This is a genomic window from Pseudomonas atagonensis, from assembly GCF_011369485.1.
Taxonomy (GTDB): Bacteria; Pseudomonadota; Gammaproteobacteria; order Pseudomonadales; family Pseudomonadaceae; genus Aquipseudomonas; species Aquipseudomonas atagonensis.
Map to the genome: position 1 here is coordinate 99,775 of NZ_VXCA01000004.1, position 26,287 is coordinate 126,061.

At 59.0% G+C, this 26,287-nt stretch carries 28 protein-coding genes; 12 read left to right on the forward strand and 16 right to left on the reverse strand.

The window, feature by feature from the left end; all coding sequences use genetic code 11:
• Window positions 1-113 precede the first annotated feature (113 nt).
• Window positions 114-593, forward strand: coding sequence for a MerR family transcriptional regulator (locus F2P67_RS03270; RefSeq protein ID WP_071495498.1), 480 nt, complete (start codon window positions 114-116; stop codon window positions 591-593).
• A 15-nt stretch (window positions 594-608) separates the two neighbouring features.
• Here the strand turns inward: F2P67_RS03270 and F2P67_RS03275 are convergent, their stop codons facing one another.
• Window positions 609-1,535: an acetoacetate decarboxylase (ADC) gene (locus tag F2P67_RS03275; protein WP_166217627.1), complete on the reverse strand. Its 927-nt coding sequence runs from the start codon at window positions 1,533-1,535 to the stop codon at window positions 609-611.
• Between the two features lie 115 nt (window positions 1,536-1,650).
• Window positions 1,651-2,457, reverse strand: a complete 807-nt coding sequence (locus F2P67_RS03280) for a type 1 glutamine amidotransferase domain-containing protein (RefSeq protein ID WP_166217229.1) — start codon at window positions 2,455-2,457, stop codon at window positions 1,651-1,653.
• A gap of 195 nt (window positions 2,458-2,652) precedes the next feature.
• On the opposite strand from F2P67_RS03280, the gene F2P67_RS03285 reads away from it, so the two are divergent.
• Window positions 2,653-3,732: a saccharopine dehydrogenase family protein gene (locus F2P67_RS03285; RefSeq protein WP_166217232.1), complete on the forward strand. Its 1,080-nt coding sequence runs from the start codon at window positions 2,653-2,655 to the stop codon at window positions 3,730-3,732.
• Between the two features lie 74 nt (window positions 3,733-3,806).
• Complete coding sequence (locus F2P67_RS03290) at window positions 3,807-5,033, forward strand: NADH:flavin oxidoreductase/NADH oxidase family protein (RefSeq protein ID WP_166217235.1); 1,227 nt, start codon at window positions 3,807-3,809, stop codon at window positions 5,031-5,033.
• A 149-nt stretch (window positions 5,034-5,182) separates the two neighbouring features.
• On the opposite strand, the gene F2P67_RS03295 is transcribed toward F2P67_RS03290, so the two are convergent.
• The 3 genes from F2P67_RS03295 to F2P67_RS03305 all read right to left on the reverse strand — a co-directional run bounded on the left by F2P67_RS03295 (window position 5,183) and on the right by F2P67_RS03305 (window position 7,867).
• Window positions 5,183-6,289 carry a DNA alkylation repair protein gene (locus tag F2P67_RS03295; RefSeq protein ID WP_166217238.1) on the reverse strand — a complete coding sequence of 369 codons (1,107 nt, stop codon included), beginning with the start codon at window positions 6,287-6,289 and terminating at the stop codon, window positions 5,183-5,185.
• Between the two features lie 2 nt (window positions 6,290-6,291).
• The gene (locus F2P67_RS03300) at window positions 6,292-6,897 is read right to left on the reverse strand and encodes a glutathione S-transferase (RefSeq protein WP_166217241.1); all 606 of its coding nucleotides are present in this window, start codon (window positions 6,895-6,897) and stop codon (window positions 6,292-6,294) included.
• Between the two features lie 61 nt (window positions 6,898-6,958).
• The gene (locus F2P67_RS03305) at window positions 6,959-7,867 is read right to left on the reverse strand and encodes a MurR/RpiR family transcriptional regulator (RefSeq protein WP_166217244.1); all 909 of its coding nucleotides are present in this window, start codon (window positions 7,865-7,867) and stop codon (window positions 6,959-6,961) included.
• Between the two features lie 403 nt (window positions 7,868-8,270).
• Between F2P67_RS03305 and F2P67_RS03310 the strand changes: the two genes are divergently transcribed.
• From F2P67_RS03310 to F2P67_RS03320, 3 genes are all read left to right on the forward strand, one after another.
• Window positions 8,271-8,675, forward strand: a complete 405-nt coding sequence (locus tag F2P67_RS03310) for a TraR/DksA family transcriptional regulator (RefSeq protein WP_003225981.1) — start codon at window positions 8,271-8,273, stop codon at window positions 8,673-8,675.
• 600 nt (window positions 8,676-9,275) lie between these two features.
• Window positions 9,276-10,499: a methyl-accepting chemotaxis protein gene (locus F2P67_RS03315; RefSeq protein WP_425511012.1), complete on the forward strand. Its 1,224-nt coding sequence runs from the start codon at window positions 9,276-9,278 to the stop codon at window positions 10,497-10,499.
• Window positions 10,500-10,611: 112 nt separating this feature from the next.
• Window positions 10,612-10,815, forward strand: a complete 204-nt coding sequence (locus F2P67_RS03320) for a hypothetical protein (protein WP_166217250.1) — start codon at window positions 10,612-10,614, stop codon at window positions 10,813-10,815.
• Here F2P67_RS03320 and F2P67_RS03325 read toward each other — a convergent pair whose 3' ends face one another.
• Together F2P67_RS03325 and F2P67_RS27710 are read right to left on the reverse strand one after the other, a co-directional pair.
• Window positions 10,816-11,052 carry a DUF2789 family protein gene (locus tag F2P67_RS03325; protein WP_166217253.1) on the reverse strand — a complete coding sequence of 79 codons (237 nt, stop codon included), beginning with the start codon at window positions 11,050-11,052 and terminating at the stop codon, window positions 10,816-10,818. It abuts the gene before it with no gap.
• A 48-nt stretch (window positions 11,053-11,100) separates the two neighbouring features.
• Window positions 11,101-11,376, reverse strand: a complete 276-nt coding sequence (locus F2P67_RS27710; RefSeq protein WP_166217256.1) for a hypothetical protein — start codon at window positions 11,374-11,376, stop codon at window positions 11,101-11,103.
• A gap of 424 nt (window positions 11,377-11,800) precedes the next feature.
• Between F2P67_RS27710 and F2P67_RS03335 the strand changes: the two genes are divergently transcribed.
• The 3 genes from F2P67_RS03335 (at window position 11,801) to F2P67_RS03345 (ending at window position 13,600) form a co-directional block, all read left to right on the forward strand.
• Window positions 11,801-12,250: a hypothetical protein gene (locus F2P67_RS03335; RefSeq protein ID WP_166217630.1), complete on the forward strand. Its 450-nt coding sequence runs from the start codon at window positions 11,801-11,803 to the stop codon at window positions 12,248-12,250.
• An 8-nt stretch (window positions 12,251-12,258) separates the two neighbouring features.
• Entirely contained in the window at window positions 12,259-12,456 is a 198-nt protein-coding gene (locus F2P67_RS03340; RefSeq protein WP_166217633.1) for a hypothetical protein, read from the forward strand.
• A 127-nt stretch (window positions 12,457-12,583) separates the two neighbouring features.
• Window positions 12,584-13,600 carry an ABC transporter substrate-binding protein gene (locus F2P67_RS03345; RefSeq protein ID WP_166217259.1) on the forward strand — a complete coding sequence of 339 codons (1,017 nt, stop codon included), beginning with the start codon at window positions 12,584-12,586 and terminating at the stop codon, window positions 13,598-13,600.
• A gap of 88 nt (window positions 13,601-13,688) precedes the next feature.
• Here F2P67_RS03345 and F2P67_RS03350 read toward each other — a convergent pair whose 3' ends face one another.
• On the reverse strand, window positions 13,689-15,821 hold the full coding sequence (locus F2P67_RS03350; RefSeq protein WP_166217262.1) for a TonB-dependent receptor: 2,133 nt from the start codon (window positions 15,819-15,821) through the stop codon (window positions 13,689-13,691).
• Between the two features lie 93 nt (window positions 15,822-15,914).
• Window positions 15,915-16,304, reverse strand: coding sequence for a DUF2946 domain-containing protein (locus F2P67_RS03355; RefSeq protein ID WP_166217265.1), 390 nt, complete (start codon window positions 16,302-16,304; stop codon window positions 15,915-15,917).
• Window positions 16,305-16,397: 93 nt separating this feature from the next.
• Between F2P67_RS03355 and F2P67_RS03360 the strand changes: the two genes are divergently transcribed.
• The gene (locus tag F2P67_RS03360) at window positions 16,398-16,838 is read left to right on the forward strand and encodes a DUF3995 domain-containing protein (RefSeq protein WP_166217268.1); all 441 of its coding nucleotides are present in this window, start codon (window positions 16,398-16,400) and stop codon (window positions 16,836-16,838) included.
• A gap of 152 nt (window positions 16,839-16,990) precedes the next feature.
• Here the strand turns inward: F2P67_RS03360 and F2P67_RS03365 are convergent, their stop codons facing one another.
• The 7 genes from F2P67_RS03365 to F2P67_RS03395 all read right to left on the reverse strand — a co-directional run bounded on the left by F2P67_RS03365 (window position 16,991) and on the right by F2P67_RS03395 (window position 24,227).
• A complete protein-coding gene (locus tag F2P67_RS03365; protein WP_166217271.1) occupies window positions 16,991-17,353 on the reverse strand; it encodes a Na+/H+ antiporter subunit G in 363 nt (120 codons plus the stop codon).
• The gene (locus F2P67_RS03370) at window positions 17,350-17,628 is read right to left on the reverse strand and encodes a K+/H+ antiporter subunit F (protein WP_003225959.1); all 279 of its coding nucleotides are present in this window, start codon (window positions 17,626-17,628) and stop codon (window positions 17,350-17,352) included. Before F2P67_RS03370 ends, F2P67_RS03365 begins: the two co-directional genes overlap by 4 nt.
• Window positions 17,625-18,113: a Na+/H+ antiporter subunit E gene (locus tag F2P67_RS03375; protein ID WP_166217274.1), complete on the reverse strand. Its 489-nt coding sequence runs from the start codon at window positions 18,111-18,113 to the stop codon at window positions 17,625-17,627. Before F2P67_RS03375 ends, F2P67_RS03370 begins: the two co-directional genes overlap by 4 nt.
• Window positions 18,110-19,789: a monovalent cation/H+ antiporter subunit D gene (locus F2P67_RS03380; protein WP_166217277.1), complete on the reverse strand. Its 1,680-nt coding sequence runs from the start codon at window positions 19,787-19,789 to the stop codon at window positions 18,110-18,112. Before F2P67_RS03380 ends, F2P67_RS03375 begins: the two co-directional genes overlap by 4 nt.
• Window positions 19,786-20,130 carry a Na+/H+ antiporter subunit C gene (locus F2P67_RS03385; RefSeq protein ID WP_007910763.1) on the reverse strand — a complete coding sequence of 115 codons (345 nt, stop codon included), beginning with the start codon at window positions 20,128-20,130 and terminating at the stop codon, window positions 19,786-19,788. Before F2P67_RS03385 ends, F2P67_RS03380 begins: the two co-directional genes overlap by 4 nt.
• Complete coding sequence (locus F2P67_RS03390) at window positions 20,130-23,048, reverse strand: monovalent cation/H+ antiporter subunit A (protein ID WP_166217280.1); 2,919 nt, start codon at window positions 23,046-23,048, stop codon at window positions 20,130-20,132. Before F2P67_RS03390 ends, F2P67_RS03385 begins: the two co-directional genes overlap by 1 nt.
• A gap of 243 nt (window positions 23,049-23,291) precedes the next feature.
• Window positions 23,292-24,227 carry a DMT family transporter gene (locus F2P67_RS03395; protein WP_166217283.1) on the reverse strand — a complete coding sequence of 312 codons (936 nt, stop codon included), beginning with the start codon at window positions 24,225-24,227 and terminating at the stop codon, window positions 23,292-23,294.
• Between the two features lie 85 nt (window positions 24,228-24,312).
• Between F2P67_RS03395 and F2P67_RS03400 the strand changes: the two genes are divergently transcribed.
• Together F2P67_RS03400 and F2P67_RS03405 are read left to right on the forward strand one after the other, a co-directional pair.
• Complete coding sequence (locus F2P67_RS03400) at window positions 24,313-24,876, forward strand: helix-turn-helix domain-containing protein (RefSeq protein WP_166217286.1); 564 nt, start codon at window positions 24,313-24,315, stop codon at window positions 24,874-24,876.
• Window positions 24,877-26,271 carry an FAD/NAD(P)-binding protein gene (locus F2P67_RS03405; RefSeq protein ID WP_166217289.1) on the forward strand — a complete coding sequence of 465 codons (1,395 nt, stop codon included), beginning with the start codon at window positions 24,877-24,879 and terminating at the stop codon, window positions 26,269-26,271.
• The last annotated feature ends 16 nt before the right edge of the window (window positions 26,272-26,287 follow it).

Sequence of the window (26,287 nt, forward strand, 5' to 3'; positions counted from 1 at the left end):
GCCTGCGCTTACTCGCGAACGCCATGACGACCAAGTCACACGTTGCGCTTGGCCACTCGATGACTTTAGGTTTAAAGTCAACTTTAAGGTCAATAGATTTTTCAGGGTGATGTATGAGAATAGGCGAACTGGCGAAAATCAGCGGACTGGCACCGTCACGCATCCGTTTCTATGAGGCCAGTGGCTTGATCAGCTCCGTTGAGCGCAAGGCCAATGGCTACCGGGACTACGCGCCCGATACCGAATGGGTACTGGAACTCATCACCGGCGCACAAGCGGCAGGTTTCTCATTGGAAGAGATTCGGCAACTGATGCCGATGAACGCCAGTGGCTGGCGGCACGACGAGTTGCTCACTGGACTCAAGCAAAAGGTGGAAGAAATCAGCGTTTTGCAGGAGCGGCTAGCACAAAACAAAGCTCAACTTCTGCTCGTCATCAAGGGCATCGAAGATAAACCCGAGGGCATGGCGTGTGGGGATAATGCTCAAATGCTGATAAATCGTCTGCGTGAAGAGGGGGTTGGCAAAGCTTCAGATAGGCCCGCGGTAACGTCTTCTACAAAAAAACACACCCGTCAGGCTTCCGGAGCCTGACAGGCGCAAAAGGTCTCAGCGCTCGCCAATCAGGCTGGCGAGTGGCTTGGGCGCATAAAGCGCACTCTGGAACTCTGGCACGTATTCGTACTTCATCATTTTCCCCAGCTTCAGGGCACGGAGGTAATTCGACAGACTGCCGTCGCCCAGCGTGAGGGTGGCCGAATCAGCGTCGCGGCTGGAGCCGTGACTGAGCTGGCGGGAAACCGCATACCCGTATGCCAGTTGGCCCTGATGATCGAGATTGGTGAAGCTGCTGGTGACGATGTCGACATCGCGAGAGAGGTTGTCGAGTTTCTTCGCTTTGAAGGACACGTCGACTTTGCCGGTCTGGCTGTCGGTGATGTCATAGACCACAGACTGGGCATCCTCTTTGCGATCAATACCGGTCAGCCATTTAGGCAGGTTGTAACCGACGACACCGCGCACCCGTGCAAGCTCGGTATTGACCGGCAGCTTGAGCACATAGCCCCAGAAGTCGCCAGACATCGATTGGCCAATAAGAGTGAACGGACCTAGGTTGGCTTTGCCTGGCTTGTTGGTAATGATCGACACGGCAACTTCGTTATAGGCGTCGTTATCACAATGTTCATAGGTGTACGCGGTAAACGCAATCAGACCGCGGCCTGGCCAGACCTGCAAGGGGTGTACGGTTGCCAATACTTCTGGCGGCATCAATGCCCGAAGTGCGTCCAGGTCGGCCGTGTAGACAGCCGTTACCCGACTGTTCTGGTAGTAAAAGTTCGGGGAGTATGACTCGAAGCCGATGTCGACCTTGTGCTTTTCCAGTCCCTTGAACCAGCTCAAATCAACACCTGGCAGTTCTGCTGCAATCACCGACAAGGGCGGGTTCGAGCGATAACGGTCATACAGACCGCCCTTGACGACTGGCACTGTATGGCCTGCGATATCGATTGTGTTGCTTTCATTCGGGCTGAGCATTTCAGGCGTCCCCGCCAACGCATGGTTGGCAATTGAGCTGAACAGCAATCCTGTTGCTACGGCGCTTGCAAGTTTCAATCGGTCTTTCTCCGGGTGGTGGGAACTACTTGAGGGTTCAGCGAGCTACGTTGTTGTCGCCAGAGAGCACCGCCATCACGGCTTCAGCTACGGCTTTGGGCGATTGAGGGTTTTGGCCGGTGACAAGCCTTCCATCAGTGATGGCGAATGACGTGAATGGCAGCCAGCCCTTGCGGTACCGCGCACCTTGGCTCACCAACTTGTCCTCAAGGAAGAAGGGCACCTGGCTTTTCATGCCGGAGAACAGCTCTTCGCGATCAGAGAAACCGGTGATGTTCTTCCCTTGGATGATCAACTGGCCTTGTTCATCCTTCAGATCCAACAGACCCGCAACGCCATGGCAGACGGCCGAGACGATGCCACCCTGGTTGTAGATAGTTTCGGCGACACGCCGCAGGTCGGGATTATTGGGGAAGTCCCACATCACCCCATGGCCCCCGGTGAAATAGATGACGCTGAACTGGGACGGATCGACATCGGCGATCGGCAGTGTGTTTTGCAGGCGAGCGCGAAAGGCAGGGGACTGCAAATGCTCTCGGGCGGCCTTGTCCATGTACAGCCAACCGAGGCTGCGCTCATCTAGAGGCACCGCACCGCCTTTGGGACTGGCAAAAACTGTGCTGTAGCCAGCTGCCTCCACTACGTCGGTGAAATGCGTCAGCTCAGTCAGCCACAACCCCGTCGTATCGGTTCGTGAGGGATAGCTGGAGTGGTTGGTCAGAATCACCAGAATTTGGCGATTCTTGGCAGTCATTGTGGAAGGGGCGGTGTCAGCATTTGCAAATGTCATGAAAGCGCTACCTATCAGTACCAACGCATAAGAAACAAAGGTCTTGAGCATCATCCGGGTTCCATCAATCAAGCAGGTCGGCGCATGCTCACCTTAAACCTCGCTTTAAGGTCAACCCCCGCCTCTGCAAATAATTTCCACTGGTAGCTGCTCGCTTCAACTTGACCCTCAACCTGACTTTAACGCTAGCGTCTGATGCTGAATGAGCAAGGCCATAACGCTCGTCACTAATCCACTCGGGAGCCATGCATGAGTCAGCAAGACAACTTTGATACGCAGATGAAATGGATGATTTATGGAGCCAACGGCTACACCGGCGAGTTGATCGCTCGTGATGCTGTAAAACGTGGGCTTAAACCTGTGCTGGCGGGACGTAGCCGAGACAAAGTTGAAGCCCTGGCGCGGGAGTTGGGTCTTGAAGCTCGGGTGTTTGGACTCGAAGACGAAGTACGTTTACTTGCTCAGATCAAAGGCCATGGCTTGGTTCTGCATTGTGCAGGGCCGTTCTCAGCGACCGCCGTTCCGATGATGGAAGCATGCTTGCGTGCCAATGCACATTATTTGGATATCACTGGCGAGATTGCCGTATTCGAGCACGCTCAATCCCTGAATGAACGTGCGCGGGCGGCTGGCGTGGTCATTTGCCCAGGCGTCGGTTTCGATGTGGTTCCTACGGACTGTGTAGCCGCTGCATTGAAAAATGCGATGCCGGATGCCACGCATCTGGCATTGGGTTTTGATTCGCGCTCAAGTTTTTCGCCCGGCACTGCCAAGACTTCAATTGAGGGTATGGCGCAGGGTGGCAAGGTTCGCCGTGACGGCAAAATCACCTCGGTGCCGCTGGCCTACCGGGTGCGTCGCATCGACTTTGGTGCCGGAGAAAAGCTGGCAATGACTATTCCATGGGGCGACGTTTCTACTGCTTGGCACACCACCGGCATTGCCAACATCGAAGTTTTCATCCCTGGTTCCGCAGGCATGATCCGCGGCGCCCGGTTTGCTAATTGGATTCGTCCGTTGCTGGGTTTGTCGTTTGTGCAGCGGTTGCTCAAAGCACGAATTGGAAAAACCGTGGTCGGTCCAGATCAGGAAAAACGCGCAGATCAAGGCACCTATGTTTGGGGCGAGGCTCGCAACGCCCGTGGTGAGTGCAGAACCGCGCGCCTGCATACCGCGAACGTCTACAGCCTGACGATCGACGCTGCATTGGCGGTGGTTGATTACCTGTTGCAAATGCGTCCGACTGGCGGGGCTTACACACCCGCACTGTTGTTAGGTGCTGAGCTGGTGACGCAATTGCCAGGATCTGGCGCGATGAACATCGACTGATTCGGAAAAAAGATGTTGACCTTAAAGTTGACTTCAATCTTAAGGTGGACTCATATCCAAATGAGGACTGCCCCATGAATGTGTTCGACACCCTGATGCTTCCAAACGGTTCGTCTATCAAGAACCGAATCGCCAAAGCCGCCATGGAAGAGAACATGGCGGACGCCGATCAGGCACCCTCCGAAGAACTGATGCGTCTCTACCAAGCGTGGGCCGATGGTGGTGCAGGCCTGATCATCACCGGCAACGTGATGGTCGACGGCCGCGCCATGACCGGACCGGGTGGCGTAGTTTTGCAGGACGATCAGCAACTGGCTAAGTTCAAGCGTTGGGCACGTATTGGTCGATCCGGCGGTGCGCAGTTCTGGTTGCAGATCAACCACCCAGGGCGGCAGATGCAGTCCAATCTTGGGCAAAAAACATGGGGACCGTCGGCCGTGCCGCTGGATTTGGGCAAACTGTCCAAGCGTTTCGCTACGCCTCACGCGATGACCTCCGGCGTGATTAAGGAGGTCATCCAGCGCTTTGCGAATACCGCGCGCCTCGGTGAACAAGCCGGGTTCACCGGCGTGGAGGTCCACGCTGCGCATGGCTATTTGTTGAGCCAGTTCCTTTCGCCGTTGACCAACCAAAGGACGGACGAATGGGGCGGTTCCCTAGAAAATCGGGCGCGCCTGTTAATCGAAATCGTCAAGGCGGTCAGGGCTTTGGTTTCTGCGGATTTCGCAGTGGCGGTCAAGCTCAACTCCGCCGATTTCCAGCGGGGAGGGTTTACCGCCGATGATGCGAAGAAGGTCGTTGAGCTGCTCAATGGCCTTGGTGTGGATTTGGTGGAATTATCCGGAGGCAGTTATGAAGCGCCCGCTATGCAGGGGGAGGCGCGCGATGGTCGCACGCTGGCTCGCGAAGCCTACTTCGTCGAGTTCGCCCGTGATATCCAAACAGTTGCCAGAATGCCGGTAATGGTCACCGGTGGTATACGTCGCCGCGCGGTGGCGGAAAACGTCGTGCAGAGCGGCGTTAATATGGTTGGGATCGGAACAGCGTTAGCCATCGATCCCAACTTGCCTCGGGACTGGCTGCTGGGCAAAGACAATGCTCCGCAATTGCCGCCGATTACCTGGAAAAATAAAGCCATCGCATCCTTGGCAAACATGGCGGTAGTGAAGTTTCAGTTGCGCAAGCTGAGTCGCGCGAAAAAGCCCGATCCGAACGTTTCACCGCTGCGTGCGCTTATCCTGCAACAGCTCGGTATGGCACTTCGCACTCGTCAATATCGACGGTGGGTGGAAACCGTTTAATGTGCGCCGGTAAGTTTTGTATTTGAAGAGCTAAGTTTTGTCGTATCGGTCATTACTAGCAGGAGCGTCCGCTATTGGCCGAAAGCAGCCCTGCACGCGATTCACCATTTATCCAAACAGCGCCATCTCTACCATATTTATCCGCACCATCATCCAGCAACAATATTGAATCCAGTGCTACCCAACACCTCCCCATTCACCATCACCCTCACGCCATGCAGCCCAAGAAAATGCTTCCGCGTCGTAAAGTCCTTAATCACCTGCCGCCGCCCCACAACCACGCTCTCAAACCCCGCCAACTCCACCGTCTTCAACTTGAAAACCTTGGCCGAAACCCCGCCATTCGCCTTCACATAGTCGATTGCATAATCAATCACCAGCCGCTGTTCATGCGCGACGGTGGACTTCACGGTAAATGACAAAGTTATCGTCTCGCCCAGCCGCACAACGGCCGGCTCAACCTTCACGTCCAGCAACTCGACCTCAGCCTTCGCTCCTGCACCAATCACCGTCAGTGCTCGAGAATTTCCCTGTTTAATCAAACTTCGCAACGCATGCCTGGCAATCCACGCCGTATGTTTGTTCTCAAGCGACCAGCCTTCAATAACGTCGAGCACCCACTCCGGGTGCTCTTTGGTAACGTCATTCAAATGGTTGGCCACGGACTTGCGCACGTACAAACTCTCGTCCGCTTTCAACCGGTCGAGTATTCCCGCCGCCCGGCTCGGGTCAGCCTGTACCGATTCCAACCGGAACGACCACGGCAGGCGAGGGCGGCTGCCTTCGCTGGCCAAGCGTCGAACATGGTGGTTCTCGTCCCGTGCCCAGTCGTGCATCAGTTCCAGCGAGCGCTCCAGGTCGCTGCGCAGAAAGTGGCGTATGGCGAATTCGGAGGAGCCGAAGGTGGTGAAGTACTTCAACGCGTCCATCGAAACATCAAACGCATGCGCGCCGTAACTGGCGACGTAGTGCGGCAGGCACATGCTGACAAAGCCGCTGTTCAGGCGTGGGGCGAGATCGAAAAGTACGTCGAGCGAGTCTTCGTAACCCAGCGGCAATACAGCGTGCAGGCTTTCGCTGATGCGGGCCATGCGTTGCATCACCGACAGGTCAGACAGCCCTTGATTGGCGTGTTTCAAAAAAGCCTTGGCCTTAAACGCTGGGTACACGGCGCTCATTTCGTTGGCGATGTGTTGCAGGCGTTCGGCGTTGAAAATTTCTTTCAGGGCCGGTGCGGCGGTTTCACTTGCGCTCATGATCAGGTCATCGGTGTGCTGACGAACGCTTCAAGCGTTTCGGCGTAGGCGGTGTATTGGGCGATGTGCGGGTAGCGCGCAGCGTCGATCTGGTCGGGGACGACGAGGTCGGTGAAGCTCCAGGCGACGGCGAGGCTGATGCCGGCCTGAGTCAGGGTGCCGTCGGTGGGCAGACCGTGCTTTTCGAGTTCTTGTTCGAGGGCGGTGAACGCAGCGGCGAGTTGGCCTTCGACACGTTCGACCCACGGCTGAAACTGGATGTCGGCCGGGCGCAGGTTGCGCTCGTAGTAGAGCTGCACGGCTTTTTCGCAAGCGGCGAGGCTGAGGCCGATCAGGCGCAGGGTCTGAGCGCGTTGTTTCAGATCGCTTGGCACGAGGTTTTTGCCGGAACTGGCTTCGAGGTAATCGAGGATGAGGGTCGAGTCCATGAGAACGACGCCGTCGTCGAGAATCAGCGTGGGCGCCTTGACCACCGGGTTGATTTGCTGGAATTGCTCGAAGTGGCGGAACACCGAGACCGCCTCATGTTCGAGGTCGATACCCAAGCGTTTGGCGGAGATCGCCACGCGGCGTACGTAAGGGGAGTCCAGCATGCCGATCAGTTTCATGACGCGTTCCTTCAAGTCGAACCGGTGGGAAGGCATAACCTAGCCGAGCTTGAAGGAAATGTCAGTCGTCGAATCCAGCCTGCTCATGAATCTCCTCGACATTCAGTCCCAGCCGATACGCCACCGCCACGAAGAGCGCCTGGCACAAGCACAGCGTCGCGCTCAATGAGCGAAAGGCGAGGGCGCTGCCTTCGTTGACGAGCAACACGCTGTTGGCCCGTTTGGCCAGTGGCGAGACGTGACTGTCGGTGAGGATCAGGGTGTTGGCCTGTTGCTGGCGGGCGTAGCGCAAGCAGTGTTGGGTTTCCTTGGCGTAAGGAGTGAAGCTGATGGCGATGACCAGATCGCCTGCGCGGACGCTGCGCATTTGTTCGCGATAGCTGCCGCCAAGGCCGGAAACCAGGTGAATGCGCTTGTGAGTGTGTTGCAAGTTGTAAACGAGGTAATCGGCGACGGCGAAGGAGCGGCGTACGCCGACGACATAAATGTTGTCGGCGTTGACGATGAGGTCGACGGCTTTTTCGAAGGCGACGTCATCGAGTTCGCGGGCCAGGCGTTCGATGCCCGAGCGAGTGGCGTCGATGCATTCGCGAGCGAGGTCGCCGTCGCTGGTTTCCTGTGACGGGTTGGCAATCAGGCTGCGGATGCGTTGTTGATAGTTCTGCACCGGCGAGGCTTTGTGAGTGTAGGCGGTGCGAAACAGCGCCTGCATTTCGCTGAACCCGCTGAAACCGAAGCGTTGCGAGAAGCGCACGATGGCGGACGGGTGCACTTCGCATTCTCGGGCGATGTCGCTGATGCGGTCGACCATGATCCGGTCGCTCTGCTGGCTCATGTAGCCGGCGATGCGTTTGAGCTGGCGCGGCAGCGTTTCATATTCGTCGGTGATCACTTGCAGCAGACGCTCGGCATTGATCGGGGGACTGGCGAGGGTGGGCTCGTCGTTGGCCGGCAGATCGGGGCGGGGCATAGGGCATCCTTCAGGCTGATTAAATCACGCTGGGACCCTGATATTAGTGGGCCTGCGCCAGGCCTGCCGTGCTGAAACGATGCAGTGTCCGAAGAAAAAACGCGACAAAGCGCCGCCGGGTTAGCCGTTTGTCTTCTATATACAGCCGCTCGACTGAATTTCTTGCTATAAACGCACTCCGATGACCGCCATGGTGCCTGTGTCAGAGCTGTTTACTGGCCTTGTCGGACAAATTCCCAGTATTTACAGTTGCTGAGGTCTCAAACGGGCCTTAGACTGCCGCCCCTCGTAAATTGAGTGCCGGGTGGCGTTTGCAATAAACGATGCCTTTTCGACGACCGGACACGGTTTGCCGAAACGCTCCCTAATTCGCCTTAATGCACGTTTTTTTATAGAGATATCAATGACAAAGGACAAGTTGCTGGCCATGCCGGCAGATGACTACATGAATGCCGAGCAACACGCTTTCTTCACTGAGCTGTTGCAGAACATGAAAGTCGAAACCCACGAGCGCATTGAGCAAAACCGTATCGCCATCGAGAGCCTGGACACCCCGGCCGACCCGGCGGACGCGGCTTCGGTCGAAGAAGAGCGCACCTGGCTGGTGAACGCGATTGATCGCGACCAGCGCATGCTGCCGCAACTGGAACAAGCCCTTGAGCGCATCAAGGAAGACAGCTTTGGCTGGTGCGACGACAGCGGCGAGGCGATTGGCCTGAAACGCCTGCTGATCAGCCCGACCACCAAGTACTGCATCGAAGCTCAAGAGCGTCACGAGCAGATCGACAAGCACCAGCGCCAGGCCTGATAACTCAGGCGCTGCCATCGCGGGCAAGCTCGCTCCCACAAGGTTTTGCATTGAACCTGTGGGAGATGGCTTGCCCGCGAAGCTTTTTATCGTCCGCAATATTTCCCGAGCCGTTCCTTTGACCTGCTGCAAGACCCCACGACTAATGGACCATGGATAATGGCGTTGTAGTGGCGTTTAATGCAGTCACAACAATGAGAACAAGCGTGGGGTGTTGATATGACGAGAGATGGATCTCTGGTTGGGGCTTTGCCTGCACCAGTGCTTTTGCCGAAAAACCGCTGGATCGCACCGACCCTGCAAAGCATCGCCCTGATGCTGTTGTTGGCCGGCATGACGTTGGCCGAGTGGTCGCTGTACGTTGGCATGCCGTTGGCGATACTGATTGTCTGGCTGCCGCGCCTGCGCTCCCGAGCCGTCCCCGATGCACAGCCTGCCGACACTGGCAGCGCCATTTCCGAGCTGACCCGCGACCTTTCCTACACCACCAGTCATAACGCCTTATCGGCGGCAGGCGTGGCGTTTTCGGTCAAGGAGCTGGCGAGCAAACTCGAATCGCAACTCGATGCAGCGGCCCGCATCGTCAGCAATGCCGAGGTGATGATTGCCACCGAACACGCGACGTCGCAACTCAGTCGTGAAGCGTTGGCGGCTGCCAGCGAGGCGCATCACAGCAGCGCGGCCGGGCGAACCGAACTGATTGATTCGATCTCACGCATGCATCAACTCAGTCAACGTGCCAACGCCAGCCGGGAACTGATCGAAGCGCTGAGTGTGCGCAGCGACGACATTCAGCGCGTGACCCTGGTGATTCAGTCGATTGCCAGTCAAACCAATTTGTTGGCGTTGAACGCAGCGATTGAAGCGGCGCGGGCCGGCGAGCATGGTCGCGGGTTTGCCGTGGTGGCGGACGAGGTGCGCGGTTTGGCGGCGCGCACGGCATCGGCGACGGGGGAGGTCGGTGAAATGGTCGCTGACATTCAGCAGCGCACGGCGCAAGTGGTGGAGCAGATTCGCGAGCTGTCCAGCGACTTGCACACCGGCGTCGAACAAGTCGAGCACACCGGCCAGCATCTGGAAAACATTGCCCGCCTGGCGGCCGGAGTGGAAACACAGGTCGGTGAAATCGCCCGTGGTGCGGAGACCAATCGCGAACAACTCGACAGTCTGTTTAAAGCCATCGAACAGATGCGTAGCGATCTTGCGATCAGCGATCAGCAGACTCGCCGGCTCGCGGACGCGGCGGTGCAGATGGAAGGGCAGGCTGAAACCATCAGTGAGCGTCTGGCCGAGGTTGGCCTGGATGACTATCACCAGCGTATTTACGATCTGGCTCGCGAAGGTGCGGGGCAGATTGCTGCGCGGTTTGAAGCGGATGTCGAACAGGGGCGGATCAGTCTTGAAGATCTGTTCGACCGTCAGTATCAGCCGATCCCGAATACCCAACCGGCCAGGTTTCAGACCCGGTTCGATCGTTACACCGACCAGGTTTTGCCGGCAATTCAGGAGCCGTTGCTGCCGCGACATGAAGGGCTGGTGTTTGCAATTGCCTGCACGCAGCAGGGGTATGTGCCGACGCACAATCAGGCGTTCAGTCAGCCGTTGACCGGGGATGTGCTCGCCAATGCGGTGAACAATCGCACCAAGCGCAAGTTCGCTGATCGTACGGGGATTCGTTGTGGCAGCCATCAGCAACCGGTGCTGCTGCAAACCTATACCCGCGACACGGGCGAGCTGATGCATGACCTGTCGGTGCCGATCATGATCAAGGGCCGGCATTGGGGTGGGTTGCGTCTGGGCTACAAACCGGAAAAGCCGCGCTGATCATTGTTACCGTTGCTGCAACGAATCTGTGCACGGTGCTTGCTGTTTCCACTCGAAAGAAAGCATTAATCTGCCTACTTAGTTAGGTAGCTAATGAAGTCGAGAGGTCAGCATGCAGTGCAGAGTCGATGTCGCGGTGATGATTGGCAGCGGCGTGCCCGCCGGTTTGCGTGCGATGGGCCAGAGTGTCTGTTGGGTCGTGTTGCTCAACGGCGAACGTCGCGGAACGGCATTCGCCAGCCGCGATGAGGCCGAAGAGTGCAAAGCTGCCTGGCTCGAACAGTTGAACATCGAGCCGGGCGAGAGCCTGCATTGATTACTTGCCGTCGTGCAGGCGCACATTCAACTCATCGACAACAACCGCTTCTTCACCATCTGCGCGTAACCATTCCTTGAGCAACTGCGCCTGTTGCGCAGACCAGAAGTCGGCATCGATCAGTTTGGTGTTGGCGTCCAGCGGATGTGCCCCGATGAAGTCATCGATAGCGCTGCCTTCGGAGGGCAATCCCAGTTGATCGAACAGGGTTTTCAGGTCGTAGGTAGGCAATTGCATCGTTTACTCCTTGGGTTTGCGCCACGGTGGCGCCGTCGATCACTCTCTTTATCTGAGGCGACCGGTGCACAGGAGTTCGATCTTCGACTCAAGAGAACGCGCAAGGGCGCAGGCTTCGTTGTGATCTTCGCGGAAACCTCTGACACGACCGGTCGACAGTTCCTTGATATGAAAGAAGGCATTACCGGCCGGAACCACCTGAAAACGCGGCGTGTTCGCGGGTGGGGTCGTGTCTGGCAAGTCGATTACGTCGTAGACATGCAGTGCGAAAGGCGAATTGTTGTGGGCAGCAGTGGGTCGGGCAAAGTGAGTCAGAGTGCACATATGAAGTCCTTTTCATCGGTCGGCCGATATTTACAGGCCGTTTCGGGTAGTCGGAATGAGCATCGCTGCTCTAGAATCGCCAGTACCTGTTGACGACAGGGCTTATCTAAAGCAATTTTTCACGGGCGATATGTCGGAAAAGTGCTTTTTTTCGTGAGAATTTTCCCTAAAGTTCGTAGTCAGCTTTCTCTGGCAAGCCTTGAGGCTTTTTCCTTCAAGGTTTGGCGACATCGGAGTGAGTTTCGCGGGTGACATTCCAGTAGTCTTACGAACCTCGCGATAAATGAGCAGTCTGCCCGGTTCGGGCTTTTATAAGAGTCAATTGGCAGTTCCATCGGCCTTGCCGTTTTTTTTGCCGTGCGTGTTTTCCGTGCGCGGTTTTTTCAGATCTGGGGATGTTTCTTTGGCAGTCAGTAATCTCGATATGCATGCTTTGTTCGTGCTGGGTGATTTGCGTGCAAAGCTGGTCAAGTTGTTCCAATCGCGTTTTGTTTACATCACCGAGCAAAACGCCGAAGGCATTTACGTCGCCGAAATCGATACTGAAAGTGCCTTGGTTGTCGATGACAAACCCGGGCTCAAGCTCAAGGTTGGCGATCATTTCAGCGCATCGGTCCTGCCCAGCCGTGAAGGCGGCAAGATGGACATCCGTTTTCGCGAAATCAAATTGACGGTGTATGGCCTGGGTGATTACGCCTTCGTCGATACCGCTGATGGCCACGCGATCCTGTTCAAGGAAGGTCATAGCGTGGTGACGGTTTTCGCTGCGAATCAACAGTTGCAGGAAGGCCTGACCAAAACTCTCAAAGCCGTGACGGGCAAAGCCGCCAAATGGCGCAAGGGTGAGCTGGTGACCTTCAAGGCCAGCGAGTGACCGGTGCCTTGAGTCGCGCCGATTTCCATTCGCAAAACCTCGACAACGCCCGCGAGGCGGCCCGACGGTTGTTCGCCGCGAAGGCCGACATGCAAGGTGCCTGGCTGGGGTGGGTGGCTTCGCAGATATACACTTTGCGCCCGGCGGAATACGCCAGCATGGTCAGACGCGAGCTGCAAAGCTTGCAGGAAAAGTCTGAATCGTAACCTCGCCCGGGTTTGCATCCGGAAAAAGCAGGAACCTCGGCTACAGTCAGTTGACTGAGTATTCAGAGGCTTGCGGTCTTCTCTCAGGCCATCCTGCTATTGCTGTGAACAGCACGAGGTGCAAAGCATGAACGGATTTCGACGGTTGCTGACGCTGGGGTTGGCGACATTGGGTTTGCTGGCAGGGGCGCCTGCGGTGAACGCGGCACAAGCGCCGATCCATTTCGCCGACCTGAACTGGGAAAGTGGCAGTCTGATTACCGATGTCCTGCGGATCATCGTCGAAAAGGGCTACGGACTGCCGACCGACACACTACCGGGCACCACTATCACCTTGGAAACGGCGCTGGCCAACAACGACATTCAAGTCATTGGCGAAGAGTGGGCGGGGCGCAGCCCTGTCTGGGTCAAGGCTGAAGCGGAAGGCAAAGTCGCCAGCCTCGGCGATACGGTCAAGGGTGCCACCGAAGGCTGGTGGGTGCCGGAATACGTGATCAAGGGCGATCCGGCCAAAGGCATCAAGCCACTGGCGCCGGATCTGCGTAGTGTCAGTGACCTGAAAAAATACAAGGACGTGTTCAAGGATCCGGAAAATCCGAGCAAGGGCCGTTTCCTCAACAGCCCGATCGGCTGGACCTCGGAAGTGGTCAACAAGCAGAAGCTGACGGCGTATGGCTTGCAGGATGACTTCACCAATTTCCGCAGTGGCTCGGGCGCGGCGCTGGACGCCGAGATCAGTTCTTCGATCCGTCGCGGTAAACCGGTACTGTTCTATTACTGGTCGCCGACGCCGCTGCTGGGTAAATTCAAACTGGTGCAACTGGAGGAGCCACCGTTCGATGCCGAAGCCTGGAAGACCCTGACCGACGCCGATAACCCCAATCCGAAACCGACCCGCTCGCTGGCTTCAAAGCTGTCGATTGGCGTGTCCACGCCGTTTCAGAAGCAATATCCGGAGATCGCAGCGTTTTTCAGCAAGGTGGATTTCCCCATTCAGCCATTGAACAAGGCGTTGGCGGAGATGAGCGAGAAGCATACGGCACCACGGGATGCGGCAGTGACTTTCATGAAGGCGCATCCGGATGTGTGGCAGGCGTGGTTGCCGAAGGATGTGGCGGATAAGGTTTCGGCCGATTTGAAATAGATTTGATGCCGCTGGCCTCATCGCGGGCAAGCCCGGTCCCACAGTTGGAATGCATTCCCTTGTGGGGGCGGGCTTGCTCGCAAAGCTTTTAAAACTTCGTTTGTACCGCTAACTCAAAGGTTCGTGGCGTACCGAGGTAATACGCCGGCGAAACATGCGCAAATTCGGCGTACACCTCATTGGTCAGGTTACGCACCCGTCCGGTCACGGTGGTGTGCGAGTCGACCTTGTAACTGAGGAAGCTGCCGAACAACGTGTAAGACGGCACAGTCATGGTGTTGGCGGAGTCGGCGTACACCGACGCCACATAACGCGCATCGACTCCACCTTGCCATTGCGGCGAAAAATCATAAGTCAGCCACAGATTGCCAACCCTGTCTGGCACATTGGTCGGCGTGTTGCCCTTGCGTGACACCACCACCCCGGCGGCGTTTTTCTCGGTGAAGTCGTCGTACTGCGCATCGACCCAGGCAAAGTTGCCCTCGGCCAGTAGCTTGTCGGTGATCCGCAACGAGCTGGCAATCTCGATACCTTTCGACGTCTGCTGGCCCACCGGTATGCTGCTGGTCGGATCCAGCGGGTCGGTCACCGCGAAATCCTTGCGCTCGATGGTGTACGCCGCCACCGTCGCCGAGCCTCGCCCGTTCAGATAATCAAACTTGCTGCCTATTTCCCATTGTTTGCCCGTCGAAACGTCGAAGTCCTGCGTGCCGTTCGGTTGTTCGGCGGCGGTGCTGTACTGCACGTAGACGTTGGCAGACGGAATGAATTGGTAAGTCAGGCCAACACGCCCGGTGACGGGCTCCCAACTGCGCTTGAGGTGTTTGGGGTTGGTCGCGGTCACGTTGCGGTGGTTGGTGACATCGAGGTCAATGTCGTCATAACGCAGGCCGGTGAGCAGCGACAGTTTGTCGGTCAGCGCCAGACGGTTTTCCGCGAACAGCGCTTTGGTGGTGACCTCGTTGGTTTTGTCGCTGATCAGTTTCGGGTCAGTACCGGGAATGTCGTAGAAGTGCCCCGGCCGGTAGCTGTCCGGGTCGACCGTGCTGGCCCCTTTGACGTTCAGCGGCGAGTTGGTGGTCTGGTTGACCTTGTACTCGAATCCGCCTGACCACGTGGTGTCGAGACCGAACAACGTATTGTCGTGGCGCAGTTCGAACTGGTTGCCGTTCTGCTCACCTTGATGCCTGACCTGATACGCCGTCGAACGGTTTACAGCGGTGTTGTTGGCGTTGTACTGGTAGGTTTCGAGGTTGCGGTAATCGCGCTGACTGTCGAGGTGATACAGCGTATTTCGCAGGGTGGTGCTGTCGTTGATCCGGTAATCGATGATCGAGCGCACCCAGATCGTTCGCTGCTCATAACGGCCGTCCTCGACGTTGTAGTTGTTGAAGCGATTGTGTTTATCGATTTTCAACTCGCCGGCCTTGGGGTTGAGCACGGGCGTGCCCCAGTACGGACTGTCTTCGTGTTCGTCCTGATATTCCAGGGCAAGGGTGTGCGACAAGTCGGGCGTGAGGTCACTGAGTAACGAGAACGCCACGCTCCAGGCATCGCGTTCCTGGCGATCGATGTAACCGTTGCTGGTGTTGTGACTGACGTCCAGTCGTGCGTAGTGCTGCACATCAGCGCTCGGGTCGGTCAACGCATGGTTGAGGCCGAACGCGGTCTCGGTGGTGTCGTAGGTGCCGTAGCTGACCCGGCCTTCAACAGCCTGTTCATCACGGGTTGCCAGTTTGGTCACGTAGTTCAACGAGCCACCCACCGAACCGGCACCGTTGATCAATGACGATGGGCCGCCGACCAATTCGACCCGGTCATAGATCCACGCGTCCACCGGCCGTGCGAGGCCACCGGAAACGTTGATGCCGTTAAACATCTGCGTGATCTGGCTGCTGGTGAAGCCGCGATACGAGACGAAACCACCAAATCCCGGCGGTGCGCTGGCGTTGACCCCGGGCAAGGTGTTGGCGGCGTCCTGGAAGTTCTGCGCACCGTGGCGTTCGATGTCGTTGCGATTGGCGATGGCCACCGAGGCCGGTGTGTCGCGCACGCTCAAGCCGAGGCGCGAGGCCATGCCGCTGGATTGGTCGAGGCTCAGTCCCGGCTCGCTGCCGGACTCGCCATCGATGGTGATCGGCGCCAGATCCACGGTGGATTGCGCCCAGACGTTGACGGACAGGCAGCCGCACAGGCTCGCCAGCAAAGTGAGTTGTTTCATTGTTAAATCCTGAATGCTTGTCTAGGAGTCAGCGCACAGGCAAACGCCGCGCGTTGGCGCAGTGGGCTGAACAATCAAAAAGGCAAAAAACACTCAGGCGAGCGGAGGGGCACGAGGGTTGGCTGAGGGCCAGGTAAAGCGGGCAGGGAGGTCGGCGCTAACGATAGGGGCCAGCGGCGGGCTGTGTTGCTCCGGCAGGATCGCCAGCGTCAGGCTGGAGTTGAACGCCGGCCCCATACCGCCACCGACGGAACACAACGGGCAACCGAAGGCTTTGGACAGGGTCGGCAGTTTTTCTTCGGTGGGGTTGGAGGCCAGTGGTGCTTGCGTCGCCGGGTCGACTGTACAGAACTGGCCGCCGATGCCGTTGAGCTGCATGCCGACCATTTGCCCGTGACCGATGCTGCAGGCGAACACGTTGAACAGGACGCAGCAATAGAGCATCCAGGCCATCAGTGAGCGGTCGGTACGGGAGAATTTCATGGGGCGGCACTTTACCGTACCGCTGATCGGTCGTGCACTTCAAAAAATGCCGACTAGGATGATTTGTTCAAATCCCTTTCAAGGATTTCAACCATGACCTTTGTGTTGGCTCAATGGCTGGTGACCATTTTCGCGGTGATCAGCCTGATACATGTGTATTGGGCGTTGGGTGGGCAGTGGGCGGCAGCGGTGGTAGTGCCGCAGGTGCCGGTGGACGGGTTTGTCGCGACGTTGCGTCCGGCGTTCAAGCCATCAGGCTGGATCACGCTGGTGGTGGCTGCAGGGCTGCTGACGATTGCTGCGCTGGTGTGCATGCGGGTGGGCTGGTGGTTTCCGGCGGTACATCACAAGGCGTTGCAATGGGTAATCAGCGCGATTGCATTGTTGATGTTTGCCCGGGCGATCGGCGATTCGAATCTGGTGGGTTTTTTCAAGGAGGTGAAGGGTTCACGGTTTGCGCGGCTGGATACGTGGGTGTATTCGCCGCTGTGCCTGATGCTCGGGGCGGGATTGTTGGCGGTGGCCTGGGTTTGAGCGGATGGTTGTGCTGATTGGGCGGGCCTCTTCGCGGGCAAGCTCGCTCCCACCGTGGTTGGAGGTGTTCACACAATTGCATTCACAACACAAAACCTGTGGGAGCGGGCTTGCCCGCGAAGGGGCCAGTCCAGACGCTGAAGAACGCTGGACTAACTGCCGCTCTCAGTCCGCCGGCTGCTGACTTCGGCTGGCACATCATCGCCGGCCATGCGCTTGCGGAACAGTGCTGCCCGCGCCAGCAACAACGTGGTCACCGGCACGGTGATCGCCAGCAGGATCGGGATCAGCCAGGCATGCACCACCGGCCCGGACTTGAGTGCCGAAAAGCAGATAATCGAGGCCAACGCGACACACCACGCGCCCAGCGTCGAAGCCAGGGCTGGCGGGTGCATGCGCTGGAAGTAATCCTTCATGCGCAGCAGGCCGGTCGCACCGATCAACGCAAACACGCCGCTGAGTACCAACAGGATCGCCACTGGAATCTCAACCCACAGAGACAGTTCCGCGTTCATTCGATCACCTCGCCACGCAGCAGGAATTTCGCCAGGGCAAACGAGCCGACGAAGCCGAACAGCGCGATCAGCAGCGCCGCTTCGAAGTACGTGTCACTGGAATAACGAATGCCCAGGGTGAGCATCATCAGCATGGCGACGATGTACAGGTAATCCAGCGCCAGTACCCGATCCTGTGCCGACGGCCCCTTGAACAGACGAATCAGGGTCAGCACCATGGCCAGCGAGAACAGAAACAGCGTCAGCAGGATCGCGTTCGACAGCAGTGGGCTCATTCGAAAATCTCCATCAATGGCCGCTCGTAAGCGGTCTTGAAGTGGTGGATGAACTGCGCCTCGTCATCCAGATCCCAGACGTGCAGCAACAAAATGCTGCGATCCAGCGCCAGCTCCGACCACACCGTGCCCGGCACTACCGTGCAGATCATCGACAGCGCGGCCAGACCGTGTGCGTCGCGCAGATCCAGCGGCACTTTGACGAAGCGCGAGCGCGGTGGCCGGCGACCGGCGTTGAGGACGCCCCAGGCCACCACCAGGTTGGAAATCACCACGTCGCGCCCGACCAGAAAGAACAAGCGCAGGATCGCCATAGGATTGCGAATGTGCGCGCGCTTCGGGCGCAGTTTGCGCATCATCAGCGGCGCGCAGAAACCCAGAATGGCGCCCAGCAACAGATTGCCCGGGCTGACCGACAGGTTCAGTGCCAGCCACAACACCCACAAGGCCAGCGACAGCCATGGCGCAGGAAACAGACGGTTCATGGTTGCACCTCCAGCAACGCGGTCCGGGCTTCCGGGCTCGGGACGGCGCGGGTGCCGAGCACGGCCATGACGTATTGCTGCGGATTGTTCAGCGCATCGGCGGTGGCCTGGGTGTAACGCAGCAGCGGCTCAGCCTTGAACGTCAGGGCGATGCTCAGCCCCAGCAACAGAAAGATCGGCGCGCATTCGAGTTTGCGCAGCAGCGGTGACGGGCGCTCCTCGGGAGTCCAGAAACGCTGGATACCCAGCCGTGAAAACGCCATCAGCGCGGCCAGCCCGGACAGAATCAACAGCGCCAGCAACGCCCATGCCGCGTTCGATACCGGCTCGCCGGCGCCGAGGCCCAACGGATTGAGCAACGCGCCGATCAGACTGAGTTTGCCGATGAACCCCGACAGTGGCGGCATGCCGATAATCAGCAATGCGCAGGCAATGAAACTCAGGCCAAGGAACGCCATCGTCCACGGAATCACCTGGCCGACGACGGCTTTCTGCTCGTCATCGAGGTTGATGCCTTTGGGCGGTTGCAGGGATTCCTGCGGTCGCGGCAGCAGTTCACTTTCGTCTTCCAGCGGGATTTCGTTGGCCGACCGTGAGCGTTCGATCAATTCGGCCAGCAAGAACAGCGCGCTCAGTGCCAGCGTCGAGCTGACCAGATAGAACAGCGCGGCGCCGATCAGGTTCGGCTGGGCGAAACCGACCGCCGACAACAGAATCCCGGCAGACACCAGAATGCTCAGACTGGCCATGCGCTCCAGGCGCTGCGCAGCGAGAATCGCCACGGCGGCGCCGGCCATGGTCGCCATGCCGCCGTAAATCAGCCAGTCACCGCCGAAGAATGCCGAAGCCCCGGCCTGACCGGAGAACAGCAACGTCCACAGACGCAGCAGGGTGTACACGCCGACTTTGGTCATGATCGCGAACATTGCTGCGACCGGCGCGCTGGCCGAGGAGTAGGCCGGCACCAGCCAGAAGTTCAGCGGCCACATGCCGGCCTTGGCCAGAAACGCAACCGCGAGAATCCCTGCACCGGCGTGCAGCAAACCACGGTCGGCTTCCGGCACCAGCGGAATCTTCAGCGCCAGATCGGCCATGTTCAGGGTGCCGGTCACGCCGTAAATCAGCGCCGCGCCGATCAGGAACAGTGACGAGGCGAGCAGGTTGATCGAGATGTAATGCAGGCCCGACGAAACTCGCGCGCGACCCGAGCCGTGCAGCAACAGGCCATAAGAGGCGGCCAGCAACACTTCGAAAAACACGAACAGGTTGAACAGATCCGCGGTCAGGAACGCGCCATACAGGCCCATCAACTGAATCTGGAACAACGCGTGGAAGCTCGACCCTGCACCGTCCCAGCGCGCCATCGCAAAGAGCAGGGCGCTGACGCCGATGATTCCGGTCAGCACCAGCATCAGCGCGGACAGGCGATCAACGACCAAGACGATGCCGAACGGTGCCTGCCAGTTGCCCGGCAGGTACACGCCAATCGAGCCGGGTATGCCGGTGGTTTGCGTCCATTGCAACAACATCACCGAAATGAACAGGCCAAGGATGCTGGAGAACAGGTTGATTTTTGCCTTCAACGGACGATGCTTCTCGCCGAGCATCAGCATGATCGCGGCGGTCAGTAGCGGCAGCAGAATCGGTGCGGCAATCAGGTGAGTCATCGCCATCATTCTTTAGGCTCCCGGCCGTCGACATGGTCGGTGCCGGTCAAGCCGCGCGAGGCGAGCAGAACGACGAGAAACAGTGCAGTCATGGCGAAGCTGATGACGATCGCGGTCAACACCAGTGCCTGGGGCAGAGGGTCGGTGTAGTGCAGCAAGTCTTGCGTCACGCCGTCCTTGATCACCGGCTCCTTGCCGATGAACAGGCTGCCCATGCTGAAGATAAACAGGTTGACGCCGTACGACAGCAGGCACAGGCCCATGACTACTTGAAACGTCCGTGGCCGCAGGATCAGCCAGACGCCGGATGCCGCGAGGACGCCGATGGCGATTGCGATGACTTCTTCCATCAGACGGCTCCTTTGACGGCAACGGACTTGGGCAACGACGCAGTCTTGTGACCGCGTACCGATTGGTGGGCGAGGGCGGTCAGGATCAACAGGGTCGAGCCCACCACCACGGCGTACACACCGATATCAAAGAACAGCGCACTGGCGACGTGGATCTCGCCCAGCACCGGCAAGGCGAAATGCCAGGTGTGCGTGGTCAGGAACGGATAACCGACGACCATCGCACCGAGGCCGGTGGCCGTGGCGAACAGCAACCCGGTGCCCATCCAGCGCAGTGGCCGCAAACTCATTTGCGCCTCGACCCACTGCGTGCCGGCGACCATGTATTGCAGGATGAACGCCACCGACATCACCAGACCGGCAACAAAACCGCCGCCCGGCTGGTTGTGGCCACGCATGAACAGGTAGAACGACACCACCAGCGCAATCGGCAGCAGCAGACGCACCAGCACCGCCGGCACCATCATGAAGCCGAGCGCGGTGTCACTGGCCGAGCGCGGGTTGACCAGATCGGTGACCACGTCCGGTGCCAGCAGACGTTGTTGCGCCGGCAGTTGCAGGCTTTCTTTCGGCGGGCGGAAGCGTCGTAGCAGGGCGAAAACGGTCAATGCCACGGCAACCAGCACGGTGATTTCGCCGAGAGTGTCGAAGCCACGGAAGTCCACGAGCATCACGTTGACCACGTTGCTGCCGCCGCCCTCGGGCATCGCTCGGCTGAGGTAGAACGAGGAAATATCGTTCGGGGTCTGCCGCGTAAGCATTGCGTAAGACAGCAGGGCCATGCCACCACCGACGGCAATCGACAGCAGCAAGTCGCGCAGACGGCGAATCCGCGCCTTGCGCAGGCTGCTCGGCAGTGGCGAGACTTCTTCGATCCGCCGGGGCAGCCAGCGCAGGCCAAGCAGAATCAGCACGGTGGTGACGACTTCGACCGCCAGTTGCGTCAGCGCCAGATCCGGGGCGGAGAACCAGACGAAGGTTACGCAGGTCATCAGGCCGCAGACGCTGACCATGGTCAGGGCGGCGAGACGGTGGTACTTCGCCTGCCACGCCGCGCCGAGGGCGCAGGCGATTGCCAGCAGCCACAGCGTCACGAATACGATGGAACCGGGGATCTTCGGCCGGTCGCCCCAGCTCAGGCTGCTGTGCAGCATCGGGATCAGGCCGGCCAGTACCGCAGCGAGTACCATCAGGAACAGCTGCATTTGCAGACGTTTGGTGCCCAGGCGTCGCTCGATGCGACGCGCCATGCGCATCGCCACCACCAGGCTGCGCTCGAACAGGCGCTTGCCGTTGAAGCGGCCCACCAGCGGCGGATATTTGAAGCGACCGCGCTTGAGCTGATTGCGTAGCAACAGGTAAACGACGATGCCACCGGACATGGCGATCAGGCTCATGATCATCGGTGCGTTCAAGCCGTGCCAGATCGCCAGGCTGTATTCCGGCAGCGCGCCACCCACCACGGGCAGTGCAGCGGCGGCGAGCAGCGGGCCGACCACTTGCGCCGGGAAAATCCCCACGACCAGACAAGTGAATACCAGCAACTCGACTGGCGCACGCATCCAGCGCGGCGGTTCGTGCGGGGTGTGCGGCAGATCGGTGGCCGCTGGGCCGAAGAATACGTCGACGGTGAAACGCAGCGAGTAGGCCACGCTGAACGTACCGGCGATGGTCGCCACGATCGGCAGCGCTGCTTCGACCCACGCGGTAGCGTTGATGAACACGGTTTCGGCGAAGAACATCTCTTTCGACAGAAAGCCGTTAAGCAGCGGCACGCCAGCCATCGAGGCGCTGGCCACCATCGCCAGCGTCGCGGTGAACGGAATCAGTTTGATCAGACCGCTGAGTTTGCGGATGTCGCGGGTGCCGCTTTCGTGGTCGATGATCCCCGCCGCCATGAACAGCGAAGCCTTGAATGTGGCGTGGTTGAGAATGTGGAACACGGCGGCGACGGCGGCCAGCGGACTGTTCAGGCCCAGCAACAGGGTGATCAGGCCGAGGTGGCTGATGGTCGAGTAGGCCAGCAGTCCTTTGAGATCGTTCTGGAACATCGCGCAATAGGCGCCAAGCAACAGCGTACACGCGCCGGCACCGCTGACGATGTAGAACCACTCTTCACTGCCGGACAATGACGGCCACAGGCGTGCGAGCAGGAACACCCCGGCCTTGACCATGGTCGCCGAATGCAAATAAGCCGAGACCGGAGTAGGCGCCGCCATTGCGTGGGGCAGCCAGAAGTGGAAAGGGAACTGGGCACTTTTGCTGAGTGCGCCGATGAGGATAAGGGGAAGCAGAATAGGGTAGAGGGCGTGTGCGCGAATCAGATCGCCGGCGGCCAGGACCTTGTCCAGGTCATAGCTGCCGACGACATGGCCGAGAATCATGACCCCCGCCAGCAGGCACAATCCACCGGCACCCGTGACCATCAACGCCATGTACGCGCCGCGCCGGGCGTCGGCGCGGTGGTGCCAGTAACCGATCAGCAGGAATGAGAAGAGGCTGGTCAGCTCCCAGAAAAACACGATTTGAATCAGGTTGCCGGAGATCACCAGACCGAGCATGGCGCCCATGAACGCGAGGAAAAACGCGAAGAAACGCGGCACCGGATCATCCGGCGACATGTAATAACGGGCATACAAGGAAACCAGCGTGCCGATGCCAAGCACCAGCATCGAGAACAACCAGGCGAAGCCATCCATGCGCAGAACGAAGTTCAGGCCGAGGCTGGGCAGCCACATGAATTCTTCGCGGATCACGCCGCCATGGGCGATCTGCGGGTACAACAGCGCGACCTGGATCGTTCCGATCAGAGCGACCAGACCTGCCAACAGGGATTCGGTGTTACGCGCGTTGTGTGGCAGCACCGCTGCCAGACAGCTGCCAACGAATGGCAGAAGCAGTAGAACTATCAGGGACATAGGCTTCTAATCTGCGGAAGTTTGTGAAGCATCATACGTGCCAGCTCCCCGATCACCAAACGCCAGGATGTCTCAGAATCCTACAAAGTAGTCTGGAATTAACTGTTTGGCATTGTTTCAGGTAGAGGGATGTTGTGTGAAATGACCCCTTCGCGAGCAAGCACCCACATTGGAAATGCATTCCCAGTGTGGGAGCGGGCTTGCTCGCGAAGGCGGTGGGTCAGAAACAGAGGATGTTGCGGATCAACCCTGAGTTTCCTGCTCCAGCTCAGCCTCTGTTTCGGCACTCTTACCCTTGGTCTTCAGCTCGCTGACAATCACCGCCGCCACAATCAAACCGGCGCCCACCAGCGCAATAGCTGGCAACCGCTCGCCGGCAATTCGCCCGACAATCCCGGCCCACACCGGCTCACCGGCATAGATCAACGTCGCCCGGGTCGGCGAAACGCTCTTCTGCGCCCAATTCATCGCGACCTGAATCGCCGCACTGGCTGCGCCCAGACCGAGCGCGGTCACCAGCAATGTCCAGGAAAAATCCGGAATCAATTCACCGGTCGGCACCACCAGCAGAAAAGACAACACCGAGGTCACCGCCAGTTGCACCACGGTCACCCGGCGCACATCGACCTGACCGGCGTAGGTGCTGATCAGAATGATTTCGGCGGCTATCGCAATGGCGCTGATCAATGTGGCGATCTCGCCGGGACTGAAATTCAACGAAGCCCCTGACGGCCCCGACAACAGCATCAACCCGGTAAACGCCAGCATGATGCCAATGCTCGGCATCAGCCCCGGCCGCCGCCCCAGCACCAGCCATTGCAGCAAGGGCACGAAAGGCACGTAGAGCGCGGTGATGAACGCCGACTGGCTGCTCGGAATGCTTTGCAAACCGACCGTCTGCAAGCCGTAACCGAGCATGATCGCCACACCGATAAAGGCACCCGCCTTGAATTCGAACACGGTCAATTCACGCAGATGCCGCCAGGAAAACAGCGCAACAATGCTCGCTGCTGCGGCAAAGCGCAGACCGACGAAGAACATCGGGCCGCTCACGGTCATCGCGTGTTGCACCAGCAGGAACGTGCCGCCCCAAACCATGGTAATCAGCACCAGCACGCACTCGGCCTTGCTGAAGCGGTTGAAGCGAAGCGGTGTTTGGGGGCTGTTCACGGACGTCATGACCTTGCGCACTATAAAAGACAGGACGCACAATGCGCCCAACGTTGCGCAGTATACTGCCCAACCTCAGCGAGTGAGCAATATAGTGCACAAAGATTCAACGCAACGGGCTTCGGTCCTGCAACACGTCAGCCAGAATGTCCGGCGGCTGCGCCATGCCGCCGACATGAGCCAGACCGCGCTGGCAGAAAAGTCTGGCGTGAGCCGGCGCATGCTGGTGGCCATCGAGGCGGGCGAAAAGAATGTCAGCCTCACCACCCTGGACCGCGTTGCCGAAGCACTCGACGTGGCGTTCAGCGATCTGATCCAGGCGCCGGATGCCCGCGATCCAAGCCGAATCAATGAAGTGGCATGGGCCGGCGTGATCCCCGGCAGCAAAGCGGTGCTGCTGTCCAAAGCCACCGCCACTCGCGAAGTCGAGCAGTGGGAATGGTGCCTGCAACCGGGCGAAGTCTACCCGTCGCAACCGGATGCCGACGGCTGGAGCGAGCAGATCTATGTCTTCGAAGGCTGTCTGACGTTGATGCTCGGTGATCAGCCGCAGCATATCGGCACCGGTGAGTTCTACATGTTCGCCAGCAATCAGCCGCATGCCTATCGCAATGACGGGGATGTGGCGGCGCGCTTTGTTCGTAACGTGGTGATTTGAATGAATCCGAACGCAGACATCCTGGTCATCGGCGGCGGCCTCAGCGGCACCCTGCTGGCGGTGCAATTGCTGCGCCTGCCGGGGCGAAAGAAGATTGTGATCGTCGAGCCGCGTGTCGAACTCGGTCGAGGTGAGGCCTACAGCGCGATTGAGCTGGGCCACACGCTCAACGGCAACGCGGCGCGAATGAGCGTTGATCCGGATAACCCTGATGATTTGACGCAATGGCTGACCGCGCACATCGCTGGCGGTGGCTGGCCCGAATCAGCCGAGCAGGAGGTGCCGGTCAGTGAGCTTTTTCCGCCACGTGGATTGTTCGGTGTGTACGTACAGCAACGTCTCGCCGAGGCGCGGAGCGTTGGTGCGCAATACGGTTCGACCGTTGAGCACGTCTGTGCCGAGGTCGTTGATGTGCAGACCACTGCTGACGCGGTGCAGCTGACCTTGGGTGAAGGCCGGGAATTGCACGGCGGCCACGCGGTGATCGCCACCGGCATGTTTGCTGCCGCGCGGACGGCGCAGAAAAAATCCTCCGGACTCAACGCCGCGGCCCTCGATCCCTGGGATGTTGCGGCTATGCGCCAACTCGATCCGCAGGCGACCGTGCTGATCATCGGTTCCGGTCTGACCATGGTCGATGCCGTGGTGTCACTCGAACAGGCCGGCCATCGTGGGCCGATCGAGGTATTTTCCCGGCACGGCTTGCTCCCGCATGTGCGCCGTCAGCCGCCGGCCTGGGAGGATTTTCTGGGCAACGATCAAAGCATTCGCACGCCGCGACAATTGCTGCGCGAATTACGTCGGCACTGTCGGGATGCCATCGCGCAGGGCATCGATTGGCAGGCGCCGCTGGACACGGTTCGCGTGCACATCGCCCAGTTGTGGAGTCAGGCGACTGACGTGCAGCGTCGACAATTCGTACGGCATGTGCGGCCGTGGTGGGAAAGTCATCACCATCGCTCACCGCCGCTGAGTGCGAGGTTGGTCGAGCGGTTACACAGAGAGGGTCGATTGCGGATTCAGGCTGCGTCGTTCAAGGGGCTTGAGCCGAACGCGGAGGACGGGGTGAGTATTCGACTTCGCCGTCGCGGTGAGTCTGAAACCTGTGTGGTTCACGGTGCGGCGCTGATCAATTCCAGCGGGATCGAATACGACTGGCGACGGGTTGCAAAACCATTACCGCAGCAATTGCTGGCCCGAGGCCTGGTGCAACCGGGACCTCTGGCATTGGGCATTGCGACGACGGCGGATGGCGCGGTGCTGGATGCCGAAGGGCGCCCGGCGACTCGATTGTTCGCCATGGGGCCACCGCTGCGCGGGATGTGGTGGGAGAGTACGGCGGTGACGGATGTGGCGTTGCAGGCCAAGGCGTTGGCGGTGCGGTTGTCGGATTAAGGTTGTGGCCATATCG

Bases quoted from the DNA above. Each gene is read 5' to 3' on its own strand.
- F2P67_RS03385 (WP_007910763.1), bottom strand. From the start codon at position 20,130: ATGGAAGAAGTCATCGCAATCGCCATCGGCGTCCTCGCGGCATCCGGC.
- F2P67_RS03305 (WP_166217244.1), bottom strand. From the start codon at position 7,867: ATGCCCCGCCCCGATCTGCCGGCCAACGACGAGCCCACCCTCGCCAGT.
- F2P67_RS03350 (WP_166217262.1), bottom strand. From the start codon at position 15,821: ATGAAACAACTCACTTTGCTGGCGAGCCTGTGCGGCTGCCTGTCCGTC.
- F2P67_RS03355 (WP_166217265.1), bottom strand. From the start codon at position 16,304: ATGAAATTCTCCCGTACCGACCGCTCACTGATGGCCTGGATGCTCTAT.
- F2P67_RS03295 (WP_166217238.1), bottom strand. From the start codon at position 6,289: ATGAGCGCAAGTGAAACCGCCGCACCGGCCCTGAAAGAAATTTTCAAC.
- F2P67_RS03395 (WP_166217283.1), bottom strand. From the start codon at position 24,227: ATGACGTCCGTGAACAGCCCCCAAACACCGCTTCGCTTCAACCGCTTC.
- F2P67_RS03390 (WP_166217280.1), bottom strand. From the start codon at position 23,048: ATGTCCCTGATAGTTCTACTGCTTCTGCCATTCGTTGGCAGCTGTCTG.
- F2P67_RS03310 (WP_003225981.1), top strand. From the start codon at position 8,271: ATGACAAAGGACAAGTTGCTGGCCATGCCGGCAGATGACTACATGAAT.
- F2P67_RS03370 (WP_003225959.1), bottom strand. From the start codon at position 17,628: ATGAGCCCACTGCTGTCGAACGCGATCCTGCTGACGCTGTTTCTGTTC.
- F2P67_RS03335 (WP_166217630.1), top strand. From the start codon at position 11,801: ATGCATGCTTTGTTCGTGCTGGGTGATTTGCGTGCAAAGCTGGTCAAG.
- F2P67_RS03325 (WP_166217253.1), bottom strand. From the start codon at position 11,052: ATGCAATTGCCTACCTACGACCTGAAAACCCTGTTCGATCAACTGGGA.
- F2P67_RS03315 (WP_425511012.1), top strand. From the start codon at position 9,276: ATGATTGCCACCGAACACGCGACGTCGCAACTCAGTCGTGAAGCGTTG.
- F2P67_RS03290 (WP_166217235.1), top strand. From the start codon at position 3,807: ATGAATGTGTTCGACACCCTGATGCTTCCAAACGGTTCGTCTATCAAG.
- F2P67_RS03375 (WP_166217274.1), bottom strand. From the start codon at position 18,113: ATGAACCGTCTGTTTCCTGCGCCATGGCTGTCGCTGGCCTTGTGGGTG.
- F2P67_RS03365 (WP_166217271.1), bottom strand. From the start codon at position 17,353: ATGAACGCGGAACTGTCTCTGTGGGTTGAGATTCCAGTGGCGATCCTG.
- F2P67_RS03300 (WP_166217241.1), bottom strand. From the start codon at position 6,897: ATGAAACTGATCGGCATGCTGGACTCCCCTTACGTACGCCGCGTGGCG.
- F2P67_RS03275 (WP_166217627.1), bottom strand. From the start codon at position 1,535: ATGCTCAGCCCGAATGAAAGCAACACAATCGATATCGCAGGCCATACA.
- F2P67_RS03345 (WP_166217259.1), top strand. From the start codon at position 12,584: ATGAACGGATTTCGACGGTTGCTGACGCTGGGGTTGGCGACATTGGGT.
- F2P67_RS27710 (WP_166217256.1), bottom strand. From the start codon at position 11,376: ATGTGCACTCTGACTCACTTTGCCCGACCCACTGCTGCCCACAACAAT.
- F2P67_RS03285 (WP_166217232.1), top strand. From the start codon at position 2,653: ATGAGTCAGCAAGACAACTTTGATACGCAGATGAAATGGATGATTTAT.
- F2P67_RS03280 (WP_166217229.1), bottom strand. From the start codon at position 2,457: ATGATGCTCAAGACCTTTGTTTCTTATGCGTTGGTACTGATAGGTAGC.
- F2P67_RS03270 (WP_071495498.1), top strand. From the start codon at position 114: ATGAGAATAGGCGAACTGGCGAAAATCAGCGGACTGGCACCGTCACGC.
- F2P67_RS03360 (WP_166217268.1), top strand. From the start codon at position 16,398: ATGACCTTTGTGTTGGCTCAATGGCTGGTGACCATTTTCGCGGTGATC.
- F2P67_RS03380 (WP_166217277.1), bottom strand. From the start codon at position 19,789: ATGATGGCGATGACTCACCTGATTGCCGCACCGATTCTGCTGCCGCTA.
- F2P67_RS03320 (WP_166217250.1), top strand. From the start codon at position 10,612: ATGCAGTGCAGAGTCGATGTCGCGGTGATGATTGGCAGCGGCGTGCCC.
- F2P67_RS03405 (WP_166217289.1), top strand. From the start codon at position 24,877: ATGAATCCGAACGCAGACATCCTGGTCATCGGCGGCGGCCTCAGCGGC.